The following is a 15,903-nucleotide window of genomic DNA, read 5'->3' as shown; positions in this document are numbered from 1 at the left end:
CCCAGGTCTGATACCGGTATTGATACCGGCCCGCTGCATGCCGCCACGAACCTTGTGGTAGCACAATGAAACGTATGTTGATCAATGCCACGCACCCCGAAGAGATTCGGGTTGCGCTGGTGGATGGCCAGAGACTCTATGATCTGGACATCGAACATCGCACCCGCGTGCAGAAAAAAGCCAATATCTACAAAGGCAAGATCACCCGCATCGAACCCTCCCTGGAAGCCGCCTTCGTGGACTTCGGCGCCGAGCGCCACGGCTTCCTCCCCCTGAAGGAAATCTCCCGCCAGTATTTCCAGAAGGATCCCAAGGACATCCAGGGTCGCATCAACATCAAGGATGTGATCAAGGAAGGCCAGGAAGTGATCATCCAGGTGGACAAGGAGGAGCGCGGCAACAAAGGCGCCGCCCTGACCACCTTCATCAGCCTGGCCGGCCGCTACCTGGTGCTGATGCCCAACAACCCCCGCGCCGGCGGCATTTCCCGCCGCATCGAGGGCGAGGAGCGCCAGCAGCTCAAGGATGCCCTGGGCAGCCTGCAGATCCCGGACGAGATGGGCGTGATCGTGCGCACCGCCGGCCTGGGCCGCTCCGCCGAGGAGCTGCAGTGGGACCTCAACTACCTGCTCAAGCTGTGGAGCTCCATCGCCGAGGCGTCCGAGACCCGCAAGGCGCCGTTCCTGATCTATCAGGAATCCAACGTCATCATCCGCGCCATCCGCGACTACCTGCGCAAGGACATCGGCGAGGTGCTGATCGACTCGCAGAAGGTCTATGACGAAGCCCAGGCCTTCGTGCAGCAGGTGATGACCGACTTCCAGCACAAGATCAAGCTGTACAACGACGACACGCCGCTGTTCTCGCGTTACCAGATCGAGTCGCAGATCGAGACCGCCTTCGAGCGTGAAGTGAAGCTGCCCTCCGGCGGCTCCATCGTCATCGACCCCACCGAGGCGCTGGTGTCCATTGACATCAACTCCTCCCGCGCCACCAAGGGCGCGGACATCGAGGAAACCGCCCTGCAGACCAACCTGGAGGCGGCGGACGAGATCGCCCGCCAGCTGCGTCTGCGCGACATCGGCGGCCTGATCGTGGTGGACTTCATCGACATGGGCCCGGCGCGCAACCAGCGCGAGGTGGAAAACCGCATGCGCGAAGCCCTGGAGGCGGACCGCGCGCGCATCCAGCTGGGCCGCATCTCCCGCTTCGGCCTGCTGGAGCTGTCCCGCCAGCGGCTGCGCCCCAGCCTCGGCGAGACCTCCAGCATCGTCTGCCCGCGCTGTGACGGCCTGGGCCATATCCGCGACGTGAAATCCCTGGCCCTGAGCATCCTCCGCCTGATCGAGGAGGAGGTGATGAAGGAGCGCACCGGCGAGATCCAGGCCCAGGTGCCGGTCGCCGTGGGCACCTTCCTGCTCAACGAGAAGCGCCAGGTACTGCGCGAGATCGAGGCCAACCACAAGGTCCGCGTGCTGGTCATCCCCAACCCCAACCTGGAAACGCCCCACTTCGAGGTGGAGCGCATCCGCGACGACCAGACCAAGGCCCTGGTGAGCCACGAGCTGGAGCTCCACGAAGGGCACAAGGACCCGGCCACGGTTTCCGCCCAGGACACCGAGATCAAGACCCAGGAGCCCGCCGTCAAGGTGGTCGCTCCGGACACCGCGCCGCCGCCGCCCAAGCCGGAGGCGGAAAAGCCCCAGGCGCCCAAGCAGCAGAATAAGCCGCAAAGCAGACAGCAGAGCAAGCCGCAGCCCGCCAAAGCGCCCGCCAAGGGCGACCAGGCACCCCTGCAGCCCGGCCTGCTGGCCCGCTTCTTCACCTGGCTGGCGGCCCTGTTCAGCGGCTCCGACGAGGAGCAGCAGGCGCGCGGCAAGCAGCGTGACGACCAGCGCGACGGCAAGACTCAGGGCCGTGGCGGCCGTGACGCCAACCGGGGCAACCGCAACGACAACCGTCGCGGCGGCCAGAACCGGGGCAAGGGCGGCAACCAGCGTGGTGACGGCCAGCGCGACCCGCGCGGCGACAACAAAGCCGACAAGGGCAACCGCGACCAGAACGGCCAGCGCGACGACAAGCGCAAGGGCGGCAAGGACGACGGCGACAGCAAGGGCGGCGACAACCGTGGTGGCCGCAATCGCAACCGTCGTGGCGGTCGTGGCGGCAACAACCGCAATAACGACAATCGTGACAACCGCGACAACAAGTCCGACAATCGTCCGGACAACAAGAGCGACGGCAAGCCCGACAATCGTCAGGACAACCGTCAAGACAGCCGTCAAGACAACCGTCAAGACAACAAGGGCGGCACCGGCAATAAAGGCGGCGACAAGCAGGACAAGGGTCCGCGCAAGGACGATGGCCCCAAGGCCCCGCGCCGCAACGAGTCCAAGGACGACCGGCCGCTGCGCGAACGCCAGCGCCCCGCCGCCAAGAGCGACGACGGCCAGGACGCTCCGGCCCAGCAACCGGCCAAGGCCCAGGACGGCGCGCCCCGGGAGGAAGCCTCCACCCTGCCCCCGCGCATGACCTCGGAGGACAATACTCCGGGCCGCGATCAGGAGCGCGGTGACAGCCGGCCGCCCAAGGCCAAGCTGGTGCCCGCCGACGAGCACGCGGCCAGCCAGGCCGCCCGAAGCGACCAGGCCGAGCAGGCCGCCGAGGCCCAGGCGCCCCAGGCCGCCGTGGAGAAAACCGCCGAGCAGCAGGCCACCGTGCCCGACGCCGACCGCGACCAGAAGCCGGCGGCCCAGGCCGCTCCGGCCGACGACCGGCCCAAGGCGGATCAGCAGCCCGCTCCGGCACCGGCCCGGGACGAGCGTCCCGCCGAGACCGTGAAGCCGGCCGCCGAGGCCGACCAGCCGAAGGCGGAGCCCGCCGCGCCCAAGCCGGCCGACAACGAGGCCGCCAAACCGACGGAGGAGGCCAAACCGGCCGCCGAGGCGCAACCGGCCACGCCGGCGGCGGATCGTGCCGACCAGGCCCGCCCCGCCGCTCCGGCACCGGCTGAGCCGGCCGCCGAGGCTCCGGTCGAGCCGGCGCCGAAGCAGGCCGAGCAGCCGGAGCCGGCCAAGCAGGCCGAACCGGCTCGGCAGCCGGCGCCGGAACAGCCGGCCCCCGCGGCCGAAGCGCCCAAGCAGCCGGAACCGGCCGCTGACGCCAAGCCGGAGGAGACCCCGGCGCCGGCGGACGCCGAGCCAAAACCGGAGGCCGCCGCCCCGGCGAAGCCCGAGGCCGGGCCGGCCGCCGAAGCGCCCCGCGCCGACGGCGACCAGGCCGCGCCGCGCCGCGCCGCCAACGACCCGCGCTCCCGCGCGCCGGGTACGCCGGCGCCGCGTCCGGCGCCCAAGCCGGAGCCCGAGAAGCCGGCACCGGCGGCCCAGGAGAGCACCTTCGAGGCGCCCTCCTTCGCCAAGCCGAAGCCGGCGGACATCCCCGCCGGCCGGGCCGGCAACGACCCGCGTCAGCGCCGTCGGCAGCAGCAGGCCGAGCAGGCGTCCGGGGACGATCAGGACGCCAACCCCGGCGCCTGATTGAGCCCGCCGTAACAAAAGAAGCCGCCTTCGGGCGGCTTTTTTTGTGCCGGCATTATGGTGGTGATCTTCCGGTCTGTGTTTTCTCCATCCGGGCCGCATCCGGGCGTGGGCCCCCTTCCGGGAACGCCGCGAGTACGTCCCTGTAGGCTCCCTTTCGAACGTCCTGTTCTCAAGGGTCCCGGAAGGGGGCCCACGCCCGGATGCTTCGAGGTAGCGTCATGCGCGGCACCGTAGTATGGCGTGGGAGGTTGCGGTAGGAGCGGCTTTAGCCGCGATGGCCCGGCGGGTCGGTTAATGCCGCGCCGGTTGATCGGGGTTAAAGCCGCGCCGGCCGCTTTCAATCAGGTCGTCCAGGGCCAGATAGAGGCACGGCACCACGAACAGGATGAGCGCGGTGGCGAACACGATGCCGAAGCCCAGGGAGACCGCCATGGGAATCAGGTAGGCCGCCTGCAGGGAGGTCTCGAAGATGATCGGCATCAGGCCGGCGAAGGTGGTCAGGGTGGTCAGAATAATCGGCCGGAAACGGCGCAGGCCCGCCTCGTACATCGCCTCGGCGGCGCTCAGCCGGTGCCGTTGGCGGTTGGCGTAGTCCACCATGATCAGGGAGTCGTTCACCACCACCCCGGCCAGGGCGATGATGCCCATGAAACTGACCAGGGACAGTTCCATGCCCAGCAGCATGTGGCCGAGCACCGCGCCCACGGCGCCGAACGGAATCGCCAGCATCACCACCAGCGGCTGCACATAGCTGCCGAAAGCCACCGCCAGCAGGGCGAAGATCACCCCCAGGGCCAGGGCGAAGCCGCCCCACAGGGCCGAGGTGGATTCGCGCATGTCCGCCTGGCCGCCCTGGAAGGTCCAGGTGAGGCCCGGGTAGTCGGCGCGCAGTTCCGGCAGGATGCGGTTGCGCACCACGTCCAGCACCTGGCTGGTAGCGCTTTTGGGCAGCACGTCGGTGCCCACGGTGATCACCCGGCGGCCGTCGCGGCGGTCGATGGAGCGGAACGACTCGCTCACCGTGACCCGCGCCACGTCCATCAGCGGCACTTCGCCGCCGTCGGGCAGTTGAACGATGAAGGTGTCCAGATAGCGCAGATCCTGGCGCTCCGCTTCCGGCAGGCGCACGCGGATCTCGTTTTCGTTGATGCCGCGCAGCTGGCGCAGGGCGATGGCGCCGTAGAAGGCGTCGCGGAGCTGCCGGCCCACCTCGGCGCCGGTGAGGCCCAGGGCGTCCGCCTGGGGCGTCAGGCTGATGTCGAACTGGGGCTTGCCGGCGGTGTAGCTGTCGTTGACGTTGCGGGTCTGGGACAGCGCCTTGAGCTCGTTGAGCAGCCGCTCGCTGGCGACGGCGAGCACGTCGATGTCGGTGTGGCTCAGGTCGACGCTGATGTCGTCCCGCCAGGAGCCGGGGCCCTGCTCCGCCTCGAAGGTGATCTGGTCGACGCCCTTGAAGTCGCCGATCTGGTCCCGCCACAGCTCGACGATCTGCTGCACGGTGAGGTCCCGCTCGTGCTCGGGCTTGAGCACCAGCTCCACGTCGATGGCCTGCTCGCCGCGCACGTTGCTCTTGATGCCGTAAGCGTTGCGGCCCAGGTCGTGTTCCTCGAACAGGCGCTCGGTTTCGCGGGTCAGGGCCAGGGCCAGCTCGGCGGCCTGGCGCGGCGTGGTGCCCACCGGCAGGCGGATGCCCGCCTCGATCTCGTCCGCCGGCGCTTCCGGCATCATGATCATGCCCATGTGGTCGCTGACCGCGTAGGCGCCCACCACCAGCATCAGGGTCATGGCGGCGCTGAGGGTCAGGTAGCGGTAGCGCAGGGCGCGGTCCAGCAGCGGCCGGTAGACCCGCTCCACCAGCACCTGAAAGCGACTGGAGAAGGCGCGCTGCACCCAGTGCAGGGCGCGCCCGTAGACGGTCACCGTGCCCCGGCCACTGTGGGCCAGGTGGGCGGGCAGGATGAACAGCGCTTCGAACAGGGAGATCGCCAGTACCACGATCACCACCGCCCCCAGGGGCCACCAGAAGTTGCCGGTGACGCCGGGCATGAACAGCAGCGGCATGAAGGCGACGATGTTGGTGAGAATGCTGAAGGTGACCGGCCCGGCGATGTCTCGGGCGCCCTGGATCGCCGCCTCCATGAAATCCATGCCCTGCTCGCGGTACTCGTAGATGTTCTCCCCCACCACGATGGCGTCGTCGACGACGATGCCGAGCACCATCAGGAAGCCGAACATGGAGATCATGTTGATGCTCACGCCCATGGCCGGCAGGAACAGCACGCCGCCCACGAAGGACACGGTCATGCCCATCATGATCCAGAACGCCAGGCGGTACTCCAGGAACAGGCTGAGCACCACCAGCACGATGACCATGGCCAGCACACCGTTCTCCAGCAGCATGGTCATGCGGTCCTCGAACTGCTCGGCGCGGTTGCTGTCGATGCGTACCCGGATGCCCTCCGGCAGGGTGGTCTCCAGCTCCGCCATCACCGATTCCGCGGCTTCGGCGATGTCCAGGGGCGACTGGTCGCCGGTGCGGAACAGCTCGATCTCCACCGACGGCTTGCCGTTGAAACGGGAATGGAAGCCGGTCTCGTCGAAGCCGTCGCGGACCGTGGCGATGTCGCCCAGGGTGACCACGGCGCCGGTGTCCGCGCGGCTCACCACGATGCCCGAGAATTCGTCCGCCCACTGCTTGCGCTCCTTGAGGCGCAGCAGGATGTCACCGTTGTCCGTGGCCAGGTTGCCGGCGGGCACGTCGCGGCTGGACTGCTCGATGATCGACGCCACCCGCTCCAGGGTGAGGCCGTACTCGCGCAGCGCGTCCTGGGAAATCTCCACGCTGGTCAGGTAATCCGGCACGTCGCTGATGTCCGCCCGGGTGATGCCCGGCTCGCTGAGCAGCCGGTTGCGTACCCGCTCGCCGAGCTGGCGCAGGGTCCAGATGTCCACGTCGCCGTAGAGCACCAGTTCCATCACGTCCGAGGTATGCGCCAGCAGCCGCACCCGGGGTTCCTCGGCCTGGTCCGGGAAGGTGCGCACCCGGTCCACCGCCTGCTCGATGTCCTGCAGCGCCTGCATGCGATTGGCGCCGGCCACCAGTTCCAGCTGGATCACGCCGCTGCCCTCGCGGGCGGTGGAGACCATCTCCTCGATGCTCTCCACGCCCTGGACCGCCTCCTCCACCGGCATCAGCACGCCCTGCTCCACCTCCTCCGGGGCGGCGCCGGGATAGGTGACCTCCACTTCCACCACGTCCAGCTGGGCTTCCGGGAAGATTTCCTTCTGCACCTGCGCCGCCATCCACAGGCCGCCGCCGAGCAGCAGGATCATCAGCAGATTGGCGGCGATGCTGTTGCGCGCCATCCACTCGATCGGGCCCACCCAGCCCTGGCGGCGCGGCGCGCTCATTCCGGCGCCTCCTCGCCGGGCTGCTCCAGGCGCAGGGCGGCGCCGTCCACCACCGTGGCCAGGTCGGTGCGCACCACCCGGTCGCCGGGTTCCAGGCCCTCGGCGATGTAGGCGTGCCCGGCGTCGCGCAGCAGCACCTTCACCGAGCGGATGTCCAGGGCGCCGTCGGTCATCACCCAGACGGTGTCGTCGCGGCGCACCAGGCCGCGCTCCAGGCGCACCACGTCGCGCAGCTCCCGGCCTTCGATCAAGGTGCGCACGAAGCCGCCCAGCATCAGCGCCGGGGTGCCCTCCGGCGCCTCCAGGGCCAGCGGATCATCCACGGTGATCAGCACCCGGGCCAGGCGGGCGGCGTCGTCCAGCTCGCCCACCAGCCGCCGTAGCCGGCCCTGGCGGTGGCGGTTCTCGCCCCAGACCGCGTCCTGGCGCAGGGTCACCGGCGCGCCGTCCTCGCCCTCGTCCTCGGCGAAGCGCAACCAGCGCAGGCGGGACAGGGGCACGCTGGCCTCCACCCAGTAGCGGTCCGTGGCCACCAGCCGCCCCAGGGCGTCGCCGGCGTTGATCTGGCTGCCCAAGGTCACCGACCGGCTCAGAATCTGGGCGTCGAAGGGCGCCGCCAGGCGGGTGCGCTGCAGATCCAGCCGCGCCCGGCGCAGCGCCGCCTCGGCGGCCTCCACCCGGGCCCGGGCCTGTTTGAGCTGCGGCTGGCGCAGCACCAGGGCCCGGTTGCCCTGGTCCAGGTCCTCGCCGAGCAGTTCGAAATCCTGCCGCGCCACGGACTGGCGGCCCTGCTCCAGCTCCAGGTCGGCGCGGGCCTGTTCCAGTTCACTGCGGCGCTGGCGCAGGGTGGTCTCGTAATCCGCCGGGTCCAGGCGCAGCAGCAGCTCGCCCTCGCCCACCCGGCCACCGGGCTCGAAGGCGTCGCTCTGCTCGATCACCCGGCCGCCGACCCGGGCACTCAGCGCCACTTCCCGGGCCGGCACCACCCGCCCCATCACCTCGATGCGCGGCCGGAACGTTCCCCCTTCGGCGGCGGTCACCTCCACCAGCATGGCGGTTTCCTTGGCCACGTCGCGGCGGGTGGCGGTGGGCTCGGTTTTGAAAATCAGCACCATCAGGGCAATGCCCGCCAGCAGGATGGCCAGGGAAATCAGCGCCGTTTTCAGGCGGCCGGCGCGGCCGCTTTCCGGGCGCGCCGCCCGGTCGTCCACCGGGTTGCTCATGCGTTCTCATCCTCTTCGGTGACCGGGAAGCCGCCGGCCAGGGCCCGGTACAGGGCGACCCGGAACGCCAGCAGTTCCTGGCGGGCGGTGATCAGGGTGCGGCGCAGTTCCTGGCGATCCTGCAGGGCGCTGAGCACTTCCAGGTAGCCCACCGCGCCATTGACGTACTGGATGCGCAGCTGCCGGTAGGCGGTGTCCGCCAGTTCCACCTGCTCGCGCAGGCTGTCCATGCGGCGCTGCTGCTGGCGCTCCTGGACCAGGGCGTCCTCCACCTCCTGGAAGGCCACCAGGGCGGCCTGGCCGTACTCGTACACGCGCTGCTCGCGCAGGGAGCGGAAGCGACGCGCCTCGGCGCGGCGCTGGCCGCCGTCCACCAGCGGCAACACCAGATTGCCGGCCAGGGTGGAGAGCCAGTCGTCGAACAGGTCGGCGCTGTCCTCGCTTTCACTGGTCAGCGAGGCGGACAGGGTCAGGCGTGGAAAGCGCTCGGCCACGGCGGCGGCCAGATCGGAGTCGGCGGCCCGCAGCTGGTACCAGGCGCTGAGCAGATCCGGGCGCCGCCGCACCAGCTCCGCCGGCAGGCCGGTGGCGGGCAGCGGCGGCAGCGCCGGCAGGGTGCCGTCGCCGGGCAGCGTCACCGCCCCCGGCGGCACGCCCAGCAACACCGCCAGCTGGTGCTCCAGCACCTGGATGCGCGCCTCCACGTTGAGCAGCTGCTCCCGGGAGGCGGCCACCAATTGGCGCTGGCGCAGCACGTCGGCGCTGGCGCTTTCACCGATGGCGAAACGGGCGCGGATCAGCGACAGCACGTCCTGGTTGGTGTCCAGCTGGGCCCGGGCGAGCTGGCGCTGGGTGCGCTGGGTAAGCAGCTGGAACCAGGTATTGGAGACCTCCGCCGCCAGGGACAGGGCGGCGGCCCGGTAGTCCGCCAGGCCGGCCCGGGCGCGCAGGGCCTCGGCGTCCGCCCGGGATCCCACCCGCCCCCACAGATCCAGCTCGTACTCGGCGGCCAGGCCGGCGCTGAACAGGTCGGTCTCGGTGTCGCCGTCGTCGCGGCGCCGGGCACCGGCGTTGGCCTCGACACTGGGAAACAGGCCGGCTTCCTGACGGTCGCGCACCGCCCGCGCCTGACGCAGCCGCTCATAGGCCACGCGCAGGTCCAGGTTGGCGCCCAGGGCCTGGTCCACCAGGGTGTTCAGGGAGTCGTCGTCGAAGGCGGTCCACCAGCGCTGGGGAGCGGGCCGCTCACCGTCCCGGGAAAACGCCTCCGGTGGCGCCACCGGCGTCGGCGGCGGGTCCGGTTGAACGGCGCAGGCGCCCAGCGCCAGGAGCGCGGACAGCAAGGCGGCGCGGGCCGCGAACCGGAAGTCGGCGGAAAAGGACATGAACCTCGAAAAACCCTGATTTCTTATGGCGGCGCGCCGGCGAGACGAAGCGCCAATAGGCTAACAGGCGCGTCCCGGCATAACCACCGACGGATAATGGGATTATTCCGGGCTCATCGCGCTCGCCGGAACACCCAGCCGAGCCCTCCATCCAGGCCGCGCCTCGTCGTGGTCCCCCTTCCGGGAACGCCGTGAACCCGTCCCTGGGGGCTCCCGGTTTGACATCCTGTCAAACAGGGTCCCGGAAGGGGGACCACGACGAGGCGCTACGAGGCAACGTCACGCACGGCTCAGGGCAGCACCACCGGTTCCTGTTCCAGTTCCACGGCGAAGCGTTCACGCACGTCGGCCTGTACCGCCGCCGCCAGGGCGCGCACGTCGGCGGCGCGGGCACCGCCGTGGTTGACCAGCACCAGGGCCTGGTCGCGGTGCATGCCCACCGGCCCCAGGCGGCGGCCCTTCCAGCCGGCCCGCTCGATCAGCCAGCCGGCGGCCAGCTTCATGCCATCGCGGTGGGGGAAGGCCACCAGCTCCGGCCAGGCGGCCTTGAGCCGGTGGTGGTGGGCAACGCTCACCACCGGGTTCTTGAAGAAGCTGCCGGCGTTGGGCAGCACCGCCGGGTCGGGCAGCTTGCTTTGCCGCTGCTCGATCACCGCCTGGCGCACCGTGGCCGGGTCCAGATTCGCCGGGTCGGCGTCGGCGAAGCGCGCCGCCAGGCCGCCGTAGTCCACCCGGCAGGGGCCGTGGCGGCGCAGGGTCAGGGTAATGCCGGTGATGATGAACTCGCCGCGCCGGCGGCTCTTGAACAGGCTGTCCCGGTAATCGAATTCGCAGTCGGCGGCGGCGAAGCGCACCGGCCGGCCGTCCGCCACCGCCAGGGTGTCCACGCTGTCCAGCACGTCCGCCAGCTCCACGCCGTAGGCGCCGATGTTCTGGAACGGCGCGGCGCCGGCGGTGCCGGGAATCAGCGACAGGTTTTCCAGGCCGCGCCAGCCGCGCGCCACGGTGTCCGCCACCAGGGTGTCCCAGACCACCCCGGCGCCCACGGTGACGCGGGCGGTGTCATCGCCCTGCTCCTGGTAATCGACGCCGCCGAGCGACGGGATCAGGGTCAGGCCGGGCAGATCACCGTCAAGCACGATGTTGCTGCCCTGCCCCAGCACGAACAGCGGCTCGCCGGCGCCCCGCGTCGCCAGCGCCTCGGCCAGGGCCGCCTCGCTGTCCGGCCGCGCCAGGCGCTCGGCCCGGGCCGGCAGCGCCAGGGTGTTGGCGCCGGACAGGTCCGCGTCCCGTTCGATCACAGCCGCTCCCGCAGACGTTCCAGCCACAGGTCGCAGGCCTTCTCCACCAGGTTGAGCACATGGTCGAAGCCGTCGTCGCCGCCGTAGTACGGGTCCGGCACCTCCCGGGGGCCGTCCTCGCCGAGCACATCCAGGAAGCGCGCCAGGACCACGCCCTCGCCGGCGCCGGCGGCGGCGCGCAGGTCTTCCAGGTCCGCCAGGTTGTTGTCGTCCATGGCCAGCACATAGTCGAAGCGCTGGAAATCGTCGCCGCTGACCTGGCGGGCGCGCAGGTCGTCCATGGCGTAGCCGCGCCCGGCGGCGGCGCTGGCGCGGCGGTCCGGCGCCTTGCCGATGTGCCAGTCACCGGTGCCGGCGCTGTCGATGCGAATGCGTTCTTGCAGGCCGGCGTCGATCACCCGCTGGCGGAACACCGCCTCGGCGGTGGGCGAGCGGCAGATGTTGCCCAGGCACACGAACAGAACGGAAACGGACATCAGGCTTCTCCCGCCAGGTGACGGCGCATGCGCGCCAGGTCGTCCTCGGTGTCGACGCCGCCGGGCACCGGCTCCCGGGCCGGTGCCACGTGGATGGCGGCGCCGTTGGCGAGGGCGCGCAGTTGCTCCAGGGATTCCAGTTGCTCCAGGGGCGCCGACGGCCAGCCCACGAAGCGGTGCAGAAAGCCCACCCGGTAGGCATAGATGCCGATGTGGCGCCACCAGCGGCCGCCGCTCAGGTCCTCCCGGTCCCGGGCGAAGCCGTCCCGGTGCCAAGGTATCGGCGCCCGGGAAAAATACAAAGCGCGGCCGTTGACGTCGAACACCACCTTGCAGACATTGCTGTTGAACAGGTCGGCGGCGTCCTCGATGGGCTCGCACAGGGTGGCCATCTGGCAGTCGCCGTGCAGGCGCAGGTTGTCGGCCACCTGGTCGATCACCGCCGGCGGGATCAGGGGTTCATCGCCCTGCACGTTGACCACGATGTCGTCGTCGTCGAGGCCCAATTGGGCGGCCACTTCCTGCAGCCGGTCGGTGCCGGAGGGATGGTCGTCCCGGGTCATCACCACCCGGGCGGCGTCGCCCACGGCATCACGCACCCGAGGGTCGTCGGTGGCCACCAGCACCTGGCCGGCGCCGCTGCGCGCGCAGCGTTCCGCCACGCGCACGATCATCGGCTTGCCGGCCAGATCCGCCAGGGGCTTGCCCGGCAGCCGCGAGGACGCGTACCGGGCCGGCACTACCACGTAAAAACTCATTGTTTCTCCTCTCCAGGACTCAGGGTCCGGTCGATCATGGCGTCCAGGGTGACCGGTGGCAGATCGGCGCGCACCGGCAGCGTCCACAGACGGGGATCGTCGAAGCCCTGGCATTTTACCGCGTCTTTTTCGGTCATGATCACCGGCCGCTGGTCGCCGAACGCCAGGTCCGACGCCTGGAAGGCGTGGTGATCGGGGAAGGCGTGGGGGGTTACCGCCAGGCCCAGCAGGTCCAGGGTGCGGAAGAAGCGCTCCGGGTTGCCAATGCCGGCCACCGCGTGCACCGCCGGATGGCGTTCCCGGAAGCGGGCCGCGTCCAGGGCTTCGCCGTCGGCCAGGCGCTGCGGGTCACCGGGCACCAGATGCATGGTCAGGGCGCCCGGCCAGCGGCCGCCGTTGGCGACCAGAAAATCCACCTGGTCGAGCCGGTCGGCGGGTTCACGCAGGGGCCCGGCGGGCAGGCAGCGGCCATTGCCGAGCCCGCGCCGGGCGTCGATCACCGCCACCTCGGCGGAGCGCGGCAAGGCATAGTGCTGCAGACCGTCGTCGCTGATCACCAGATCGGCGCCGTGGCGGCGCACCGCTTCGTCCAGAGCCCGGGCCCGGCGCGGGTCGAGCACCACCGGCACGGCGGCGCGGCGGGCGATCAGAAGGGGTTCGTCGCCGACCCGGGCCGGGTCGTCATCGGCGCGCACGGTGAGCGGATAATCGTCGCTCTCGCCACCGTAGCCCCGGGAAATCACCACCACGGTGAGGCCCCGTTCCCGGGCGCGGCGCGCCAGGGCGATCACCAAGGGGGTCTTGCCGGTGCCGCCCACGGTGACGTTGCCCACCACCAGCACCGGCACCGGCGGCACCGGGGCGGCGGCGCGGAAGCGGCGCAGCCGGCGCCGCGCCACCCGGCTCACCAGCCAGCCCAGCGGGCGCAGCGGCGCCAGCCAGGGGCTGCCGGCGTACCAGCCTTGCTCGATGCGGCGCGCCCAATCAGCCATTACCGTTGTCGGCGAAGTCCATCTTGTAGAGCTGGGTGTAAAGGCCGTTGCGAGCCAGCAGCTCCTCGTGGCTGCCCTGCTCGATCAACTGGCCCTGGTCCAGCACCAGGATGCGATCCGCTTTCTCGATGGTGGACAGGCGATGGGCGATCACCAGGGTGGTGCGCCCGGCCATCAGCCGTTCCAGGGCCTGTTGAATGTGGTGTTCGGATTCCGTGTCCAGGGCGCTGGTGGCCTCGTCCAGAATCAGGATCGGGGCGTCCTTGAGCAACGCCCGGGCGATCGCCAGACGCTGGCGCTGACCGCCGGAAAGCTGGGCGCCGTCCTGGCCCACCTCGGTGTCCAGGCCGTGATCCAGGCGCTGAATGAAGTCCCAGGCATAGGCGTTGCGCGCCGCCTCCTCGATGGCGGCGTCGTCGGCGCCGCGCATTTCCCCGTAGGCGATGTTGTTGCGCACGGTGTCGTTGAACAGCACCACCTTCTGGCTGACCATGGCGATCTGCGCGCGCAGGTCGGCGAGTTTGTAGTCCGTCAGCGCCACGCCGTCCAGGCGCACCTCGCCGGCGTCCGGGTCGAAGAAACGCGGCAGCATCGCCGAAATGGTGCTCTTGCCAGCGCCGGAACGGCCCACCAGGGCGATGGTCTCGCCGCTGTTCACGGAAAAGCTCAGGTTGCGCAGCACCGGCTGCGCCGGTTCATAACCGAAGGTGACATCGCGGAATTCGATCTCGCCGTTGGTACGGCTCAGGGTGCGCGTGCCCAGGTCCGGTTCCCCGGGCCGGTCCATCAGTTCGAACAGGGACGAGGCGCCGGTGACGCCGCGCTGGATTTTTACGTTCACGTCGGTGAGCTGCTTGAGCGGCTTCTGCACCATGCCGGCGGCGGCGATGTAGGACAGGAAGCCGCCCACGGTGAGCGCCTCGCCCATCAGCGTGATGTACAGGTAGGTCACCGCGCCGATGGCCACCGCCACGAACAGCTGCACGATCACCGTGGAAGCGATCTTGCTGGCGTTAAGCTTGGTGTTCTGCCGCGAGAAACGCCGGCTCACGGAATGGAAGCGGTCCGCCTCCAGCTTCTGGCCGCCGAAGATCTTCACCGCCTGGTTGCCCTCGATGGCCTCGCCCAGGAACTGGGTGATGTTGCCCATGGACGACTGAATACGGCGGCTGATGCGGCGAAAGCGCTTGCTGGTCAGGTTGACCACGGTGGCCACCAGCGGCGCCATCACCAGCAGGATCAGGGTCAGCTTCCAGTTCTGGTAGAGCAGGAAGGTGATCAGGCCGATCACGGTGAGGCCCTCGCGCAGGATCACGATGATGGCGTCGGTGCCGGCGCTGGTGACCTGCTGGGCGTCGAAGATGATCTTCGACATGATGCGCCCGGAGGCGTTGTTGTTGTACTCCGCCTGGGGCAGGCGCAGCACGTGGCCAAAGACATCATTGCGCAGCCGGTAGACGATTTCCTGGGCCACCCAGGTCATCGAATAGCTGCCCATGAACTGGCCCAGGCCCTGGGCCAGGGCGATGAAGAACGGGGCCACGGACACGATCACCACCCGGTGCGGTTCCGGGTTGACCACGGTCTCGCCCAGGTAGCCGGCGAGCTGGGCGGCGCCGGCCTGGGTGGCGGCGTAGATGGCGTAACCGAAAAAACTGGCGAGCAGGATCGGCCAATGGGGTTTTACGTAGGACAGCAGCCGCTTGTAGGTCTGCCAGGCATCATCGGGTAGTTGGCTCATTGCCCCTCGTCATCGGCTTCGCGCGTGGTGAGCGACAGCTTATCAAAGCCGAGCTGTCCGGCCACATCCATGACGCGCACCACCGCCTGATAGCTGGCGTTGGCGTCGGCGGTGATGATCATCGGCCGGGTGGTCTTGTCCTGACCCAGGCGCAGCAGCGCCGAGCGCAGGCCCTGCTCGCTGTTGTCGGCCAGCTTCTCGCCGTTGATCAGATACTCGCCCAGCGGCGACACCAGGATTTCCACCGCCTCGGGCACCGCCTCCGGCGGCGTGCCCTGGGCTTCCGGCAGGGTCAGCGCCAGCTGGGTCTCGCGGGTGAAGGTGGTGGACACCATGAAGAAAATCAACAGCAGGAACACCACGTCGATCAGCGGCGTCAGGTTGACGCTGATTTCCTCCTGACGCGGGCGCGGGAATTTCACGGCTTACCTCCGGCGTTGTCCTCCGGCGCCGCTTCCCGGTCGCCGTGCACCAGATCCACCAGATGCACCGCGTTCTGCTCCATGCCCACGGTGATTTCCTCCACCCGGCGCACGAAGAAGCGGTGAAAGAAGATCGCCGGGATCGCCACCACCAGGCCGGCGGCGGTGGTCAGCAGGGCCTGGGAAATGCCGCCGGCCAGTTGGGCGGCGTCGCCGGTGCCGTGGATCATGATCGCCGCGAACACGTCGATCATGCCGATCACCGTGCCCAGCAGACCGAGCAACGGCGCGATGGCGGCGATCGACCCCAGGGTGGCCAGATATTTCTCCAGGTCGTGGACCACGCCGGTGGCCTCCTCCTGGATGCTTTCCTTCATGATTTCGCGGCCGTGGCGGGCATTGGCCAGGCCGGCGGCGAGAATGCGCCCCAGCGGCGACTGCTCGCGCAGAGCGTTGAGACGCTGGGCGTTGAGCTGCCCCTTGCGCAGCCAGCCGCGCACCTGGTTGAGCGTATCCGGCGGCGACAATTTACTCGGACGCAGGGTCCAGAAGCGTTCCACCACGATGGCCAGGGCCACCACCGAACTGATCAGGATCGGGAGCATCATCCAGCCCCCGGACTGCACTAGATCCTGCACGTAAATCCCCTTTCCCA

The 15,903-nt window shown here is 69.6% G+C and carries 11 protein-coding genes; 1 reads left to right on the top strand and 10 read right to left on the bottom strand.

Annotated elements, in window-relative coordinates:
• Positions 1-65 precede the first annotated feature (65 nt).
• On the top strand, positions 66-3,536 hold the full coding sequence (gene rne, locus HMJ39_RS02090; RefSeq protein ID WP_194296099.1) for a ribonuclease E: 3,471 nt from the start codon (positions 66-68) through the stop codon (positions 3,534-3,536).
• Positions 3,537-3,830: 294 nt separating this feature from the next.
• Here the strand turns inward: rne and HMJ39_RS02085 are convergent, their stop codons facing one another.
• From HMJ39_RS02085 to HMJ39_RS02040, 10 genes are all read right to left on the bottom strand, one after another.
• Positions 3,831-6,950, bottom strand: coding sequence for an efflux RND transporter permease subunit (locus HMJ39_RS02085; RefSeq protein ID WP_194296098.1), 3,120 nt, complete (start codon positions 6,948-6,950; stop codon positions 3,831-3,833).
• A complete protein-coding gene (locus HMJ39_RS02080; RefSeq protein WP_194296097.1) occupies positions 6,947-8,173 on the bottom strand; it encodes an efflux RND transporter periplasmic adaptor subunit in 1,227 nt (408 codons plus the stop codon). The genes HMJ39_RS02085 and HMJ39_RS02080 overlap by 4 nt, the downstream gene beginning before the upstream one ends.
• The gene (locus HMJ39_RS02075) at positions 8,170-9,558 is read right to left on the bottom strand and encodes an efflux transporter outer membrane subunit (protein ID WP_194296096.1); all 1,389 of its coding nucleotides are present in this window, start codon (positions 9,556-9,558) and stop codon (positions 8,170-8,172) included. The genes HMJ39_RS02080 and HMJ39_RS02075 overlap by 4 nt, the downstream gene beginning before the upstream one ends.
• Positions 9,559-9,848: 290 nt before the next feature.
• Positions 9,849-10,859: a UDP-N-acetylmuramate dehydrogenase gene (murB, locus tag HMJ39_RS02070; protein ID WP_194296095.1), complete on the bottom strand. Its 1,011-nt coding sequence runs from the start codon at positions 10,857-10,859 to the stop codon at positions 9,849-9,851.
• Positions 10,856-11,335 (bottom strand): low molecular weight protein-tyrosine-phosphatase, encoded by a 480-nt coding sequence (locus HMJ39_RS02065; protein WP_194296094.1) that lies wholly within the window; start codon positions 11,333-11,335, stop codon positions 10,856-10,858. The genes murB and HMJ39_RS02065 overlap by 4 nt, the downstream gene beginning before the upstream one ends.
• Complete coding sequence (kdsB, locus tag HMJ39_RS02060) at positions 11,335-12,093, bottom strand: 3-deoxy-manno-octulosonate cytidylyltransferase (RefSeq protein WP_194296093.1); 759 nt, start codon at positions 12,091-12,093, stop codon at positions 11,335-11,337. Before kdsB ends, HMJ39_RS02065 begins: the two co-directional genes overlap by 1 nt.
• A complete protein-coding gene (gene lpxK, locus HMJ39_RS02055) occupies positions 12,090-13,085 on the bottom strand; it encodes a tetraacyldisaccharide 4'-kinase (protein WP_194296092.1) in 996 nt (331 codons plus the stop codon). The genes kdsB and lpxK overlap by 4 nt, the downstream gene beginning before the upstream one ends.
• On the bottom strand, positions 13,078-14,826 hold the full coding sequence (msbA, locus tag HMJ39_RS02050; protein ID WP_194296091.1) for a lipid A export permease/ATP-binding protein MsbA: 1,749 nt from the start codon (positions 14,824-14,826) through the stop codon (positions 13,078-13,080). The genes lpxK and msbA overlap by 8 nt, the downstream gene beginning before the upstream one ends.
• Entirely contained in the window at positions 14,823-15,248 is a 426-nt protein-coding gene (locus HMJ39_RS02045; RefSeq protein ID WP_161383823.1) for an ExbD/TolR family protein, read from the bottom strand. Before HMJ39_RS02045 ends, msbA begins: the two co-directional genes overlap by 4 nt.
• Positions 15,245-15,886 (bottom strand): MotA/TolQ/ExbB proton channel family protein, encoded by a 642-nt coding sequence (locus HMJ39_RS02040; RefSeq protein WP_194296090.1) that lies wholly within the window; start codon positions 15,884-15,886, stop codon positions 15,245-15,247. The genes HMJ39_RS02045 and HMJ39_RS02040 overlap by 4 nt, the downstream gene beginning before the upstream one ends.
• Positions 15,887-15,903: the final 17 nt, after the last annotated feature.

The sequence above is a fragment of the Alloalcanivorax profundimaris genome, from assembly GCF_015265435.1.
Classification (GTDB): Bacteria; Pseudomonadota; Gammaproteobacteria; order Pseudomonadales; family Alcanivoracaceae; genus Alloalcanivorax; species Alloalcanivorax profundimaris.
The sequence above is the reverse complement of the archived record's forward strand: the minus strand, read 5'-3'. Positions and strand labels throughout refer to the sequence as shown.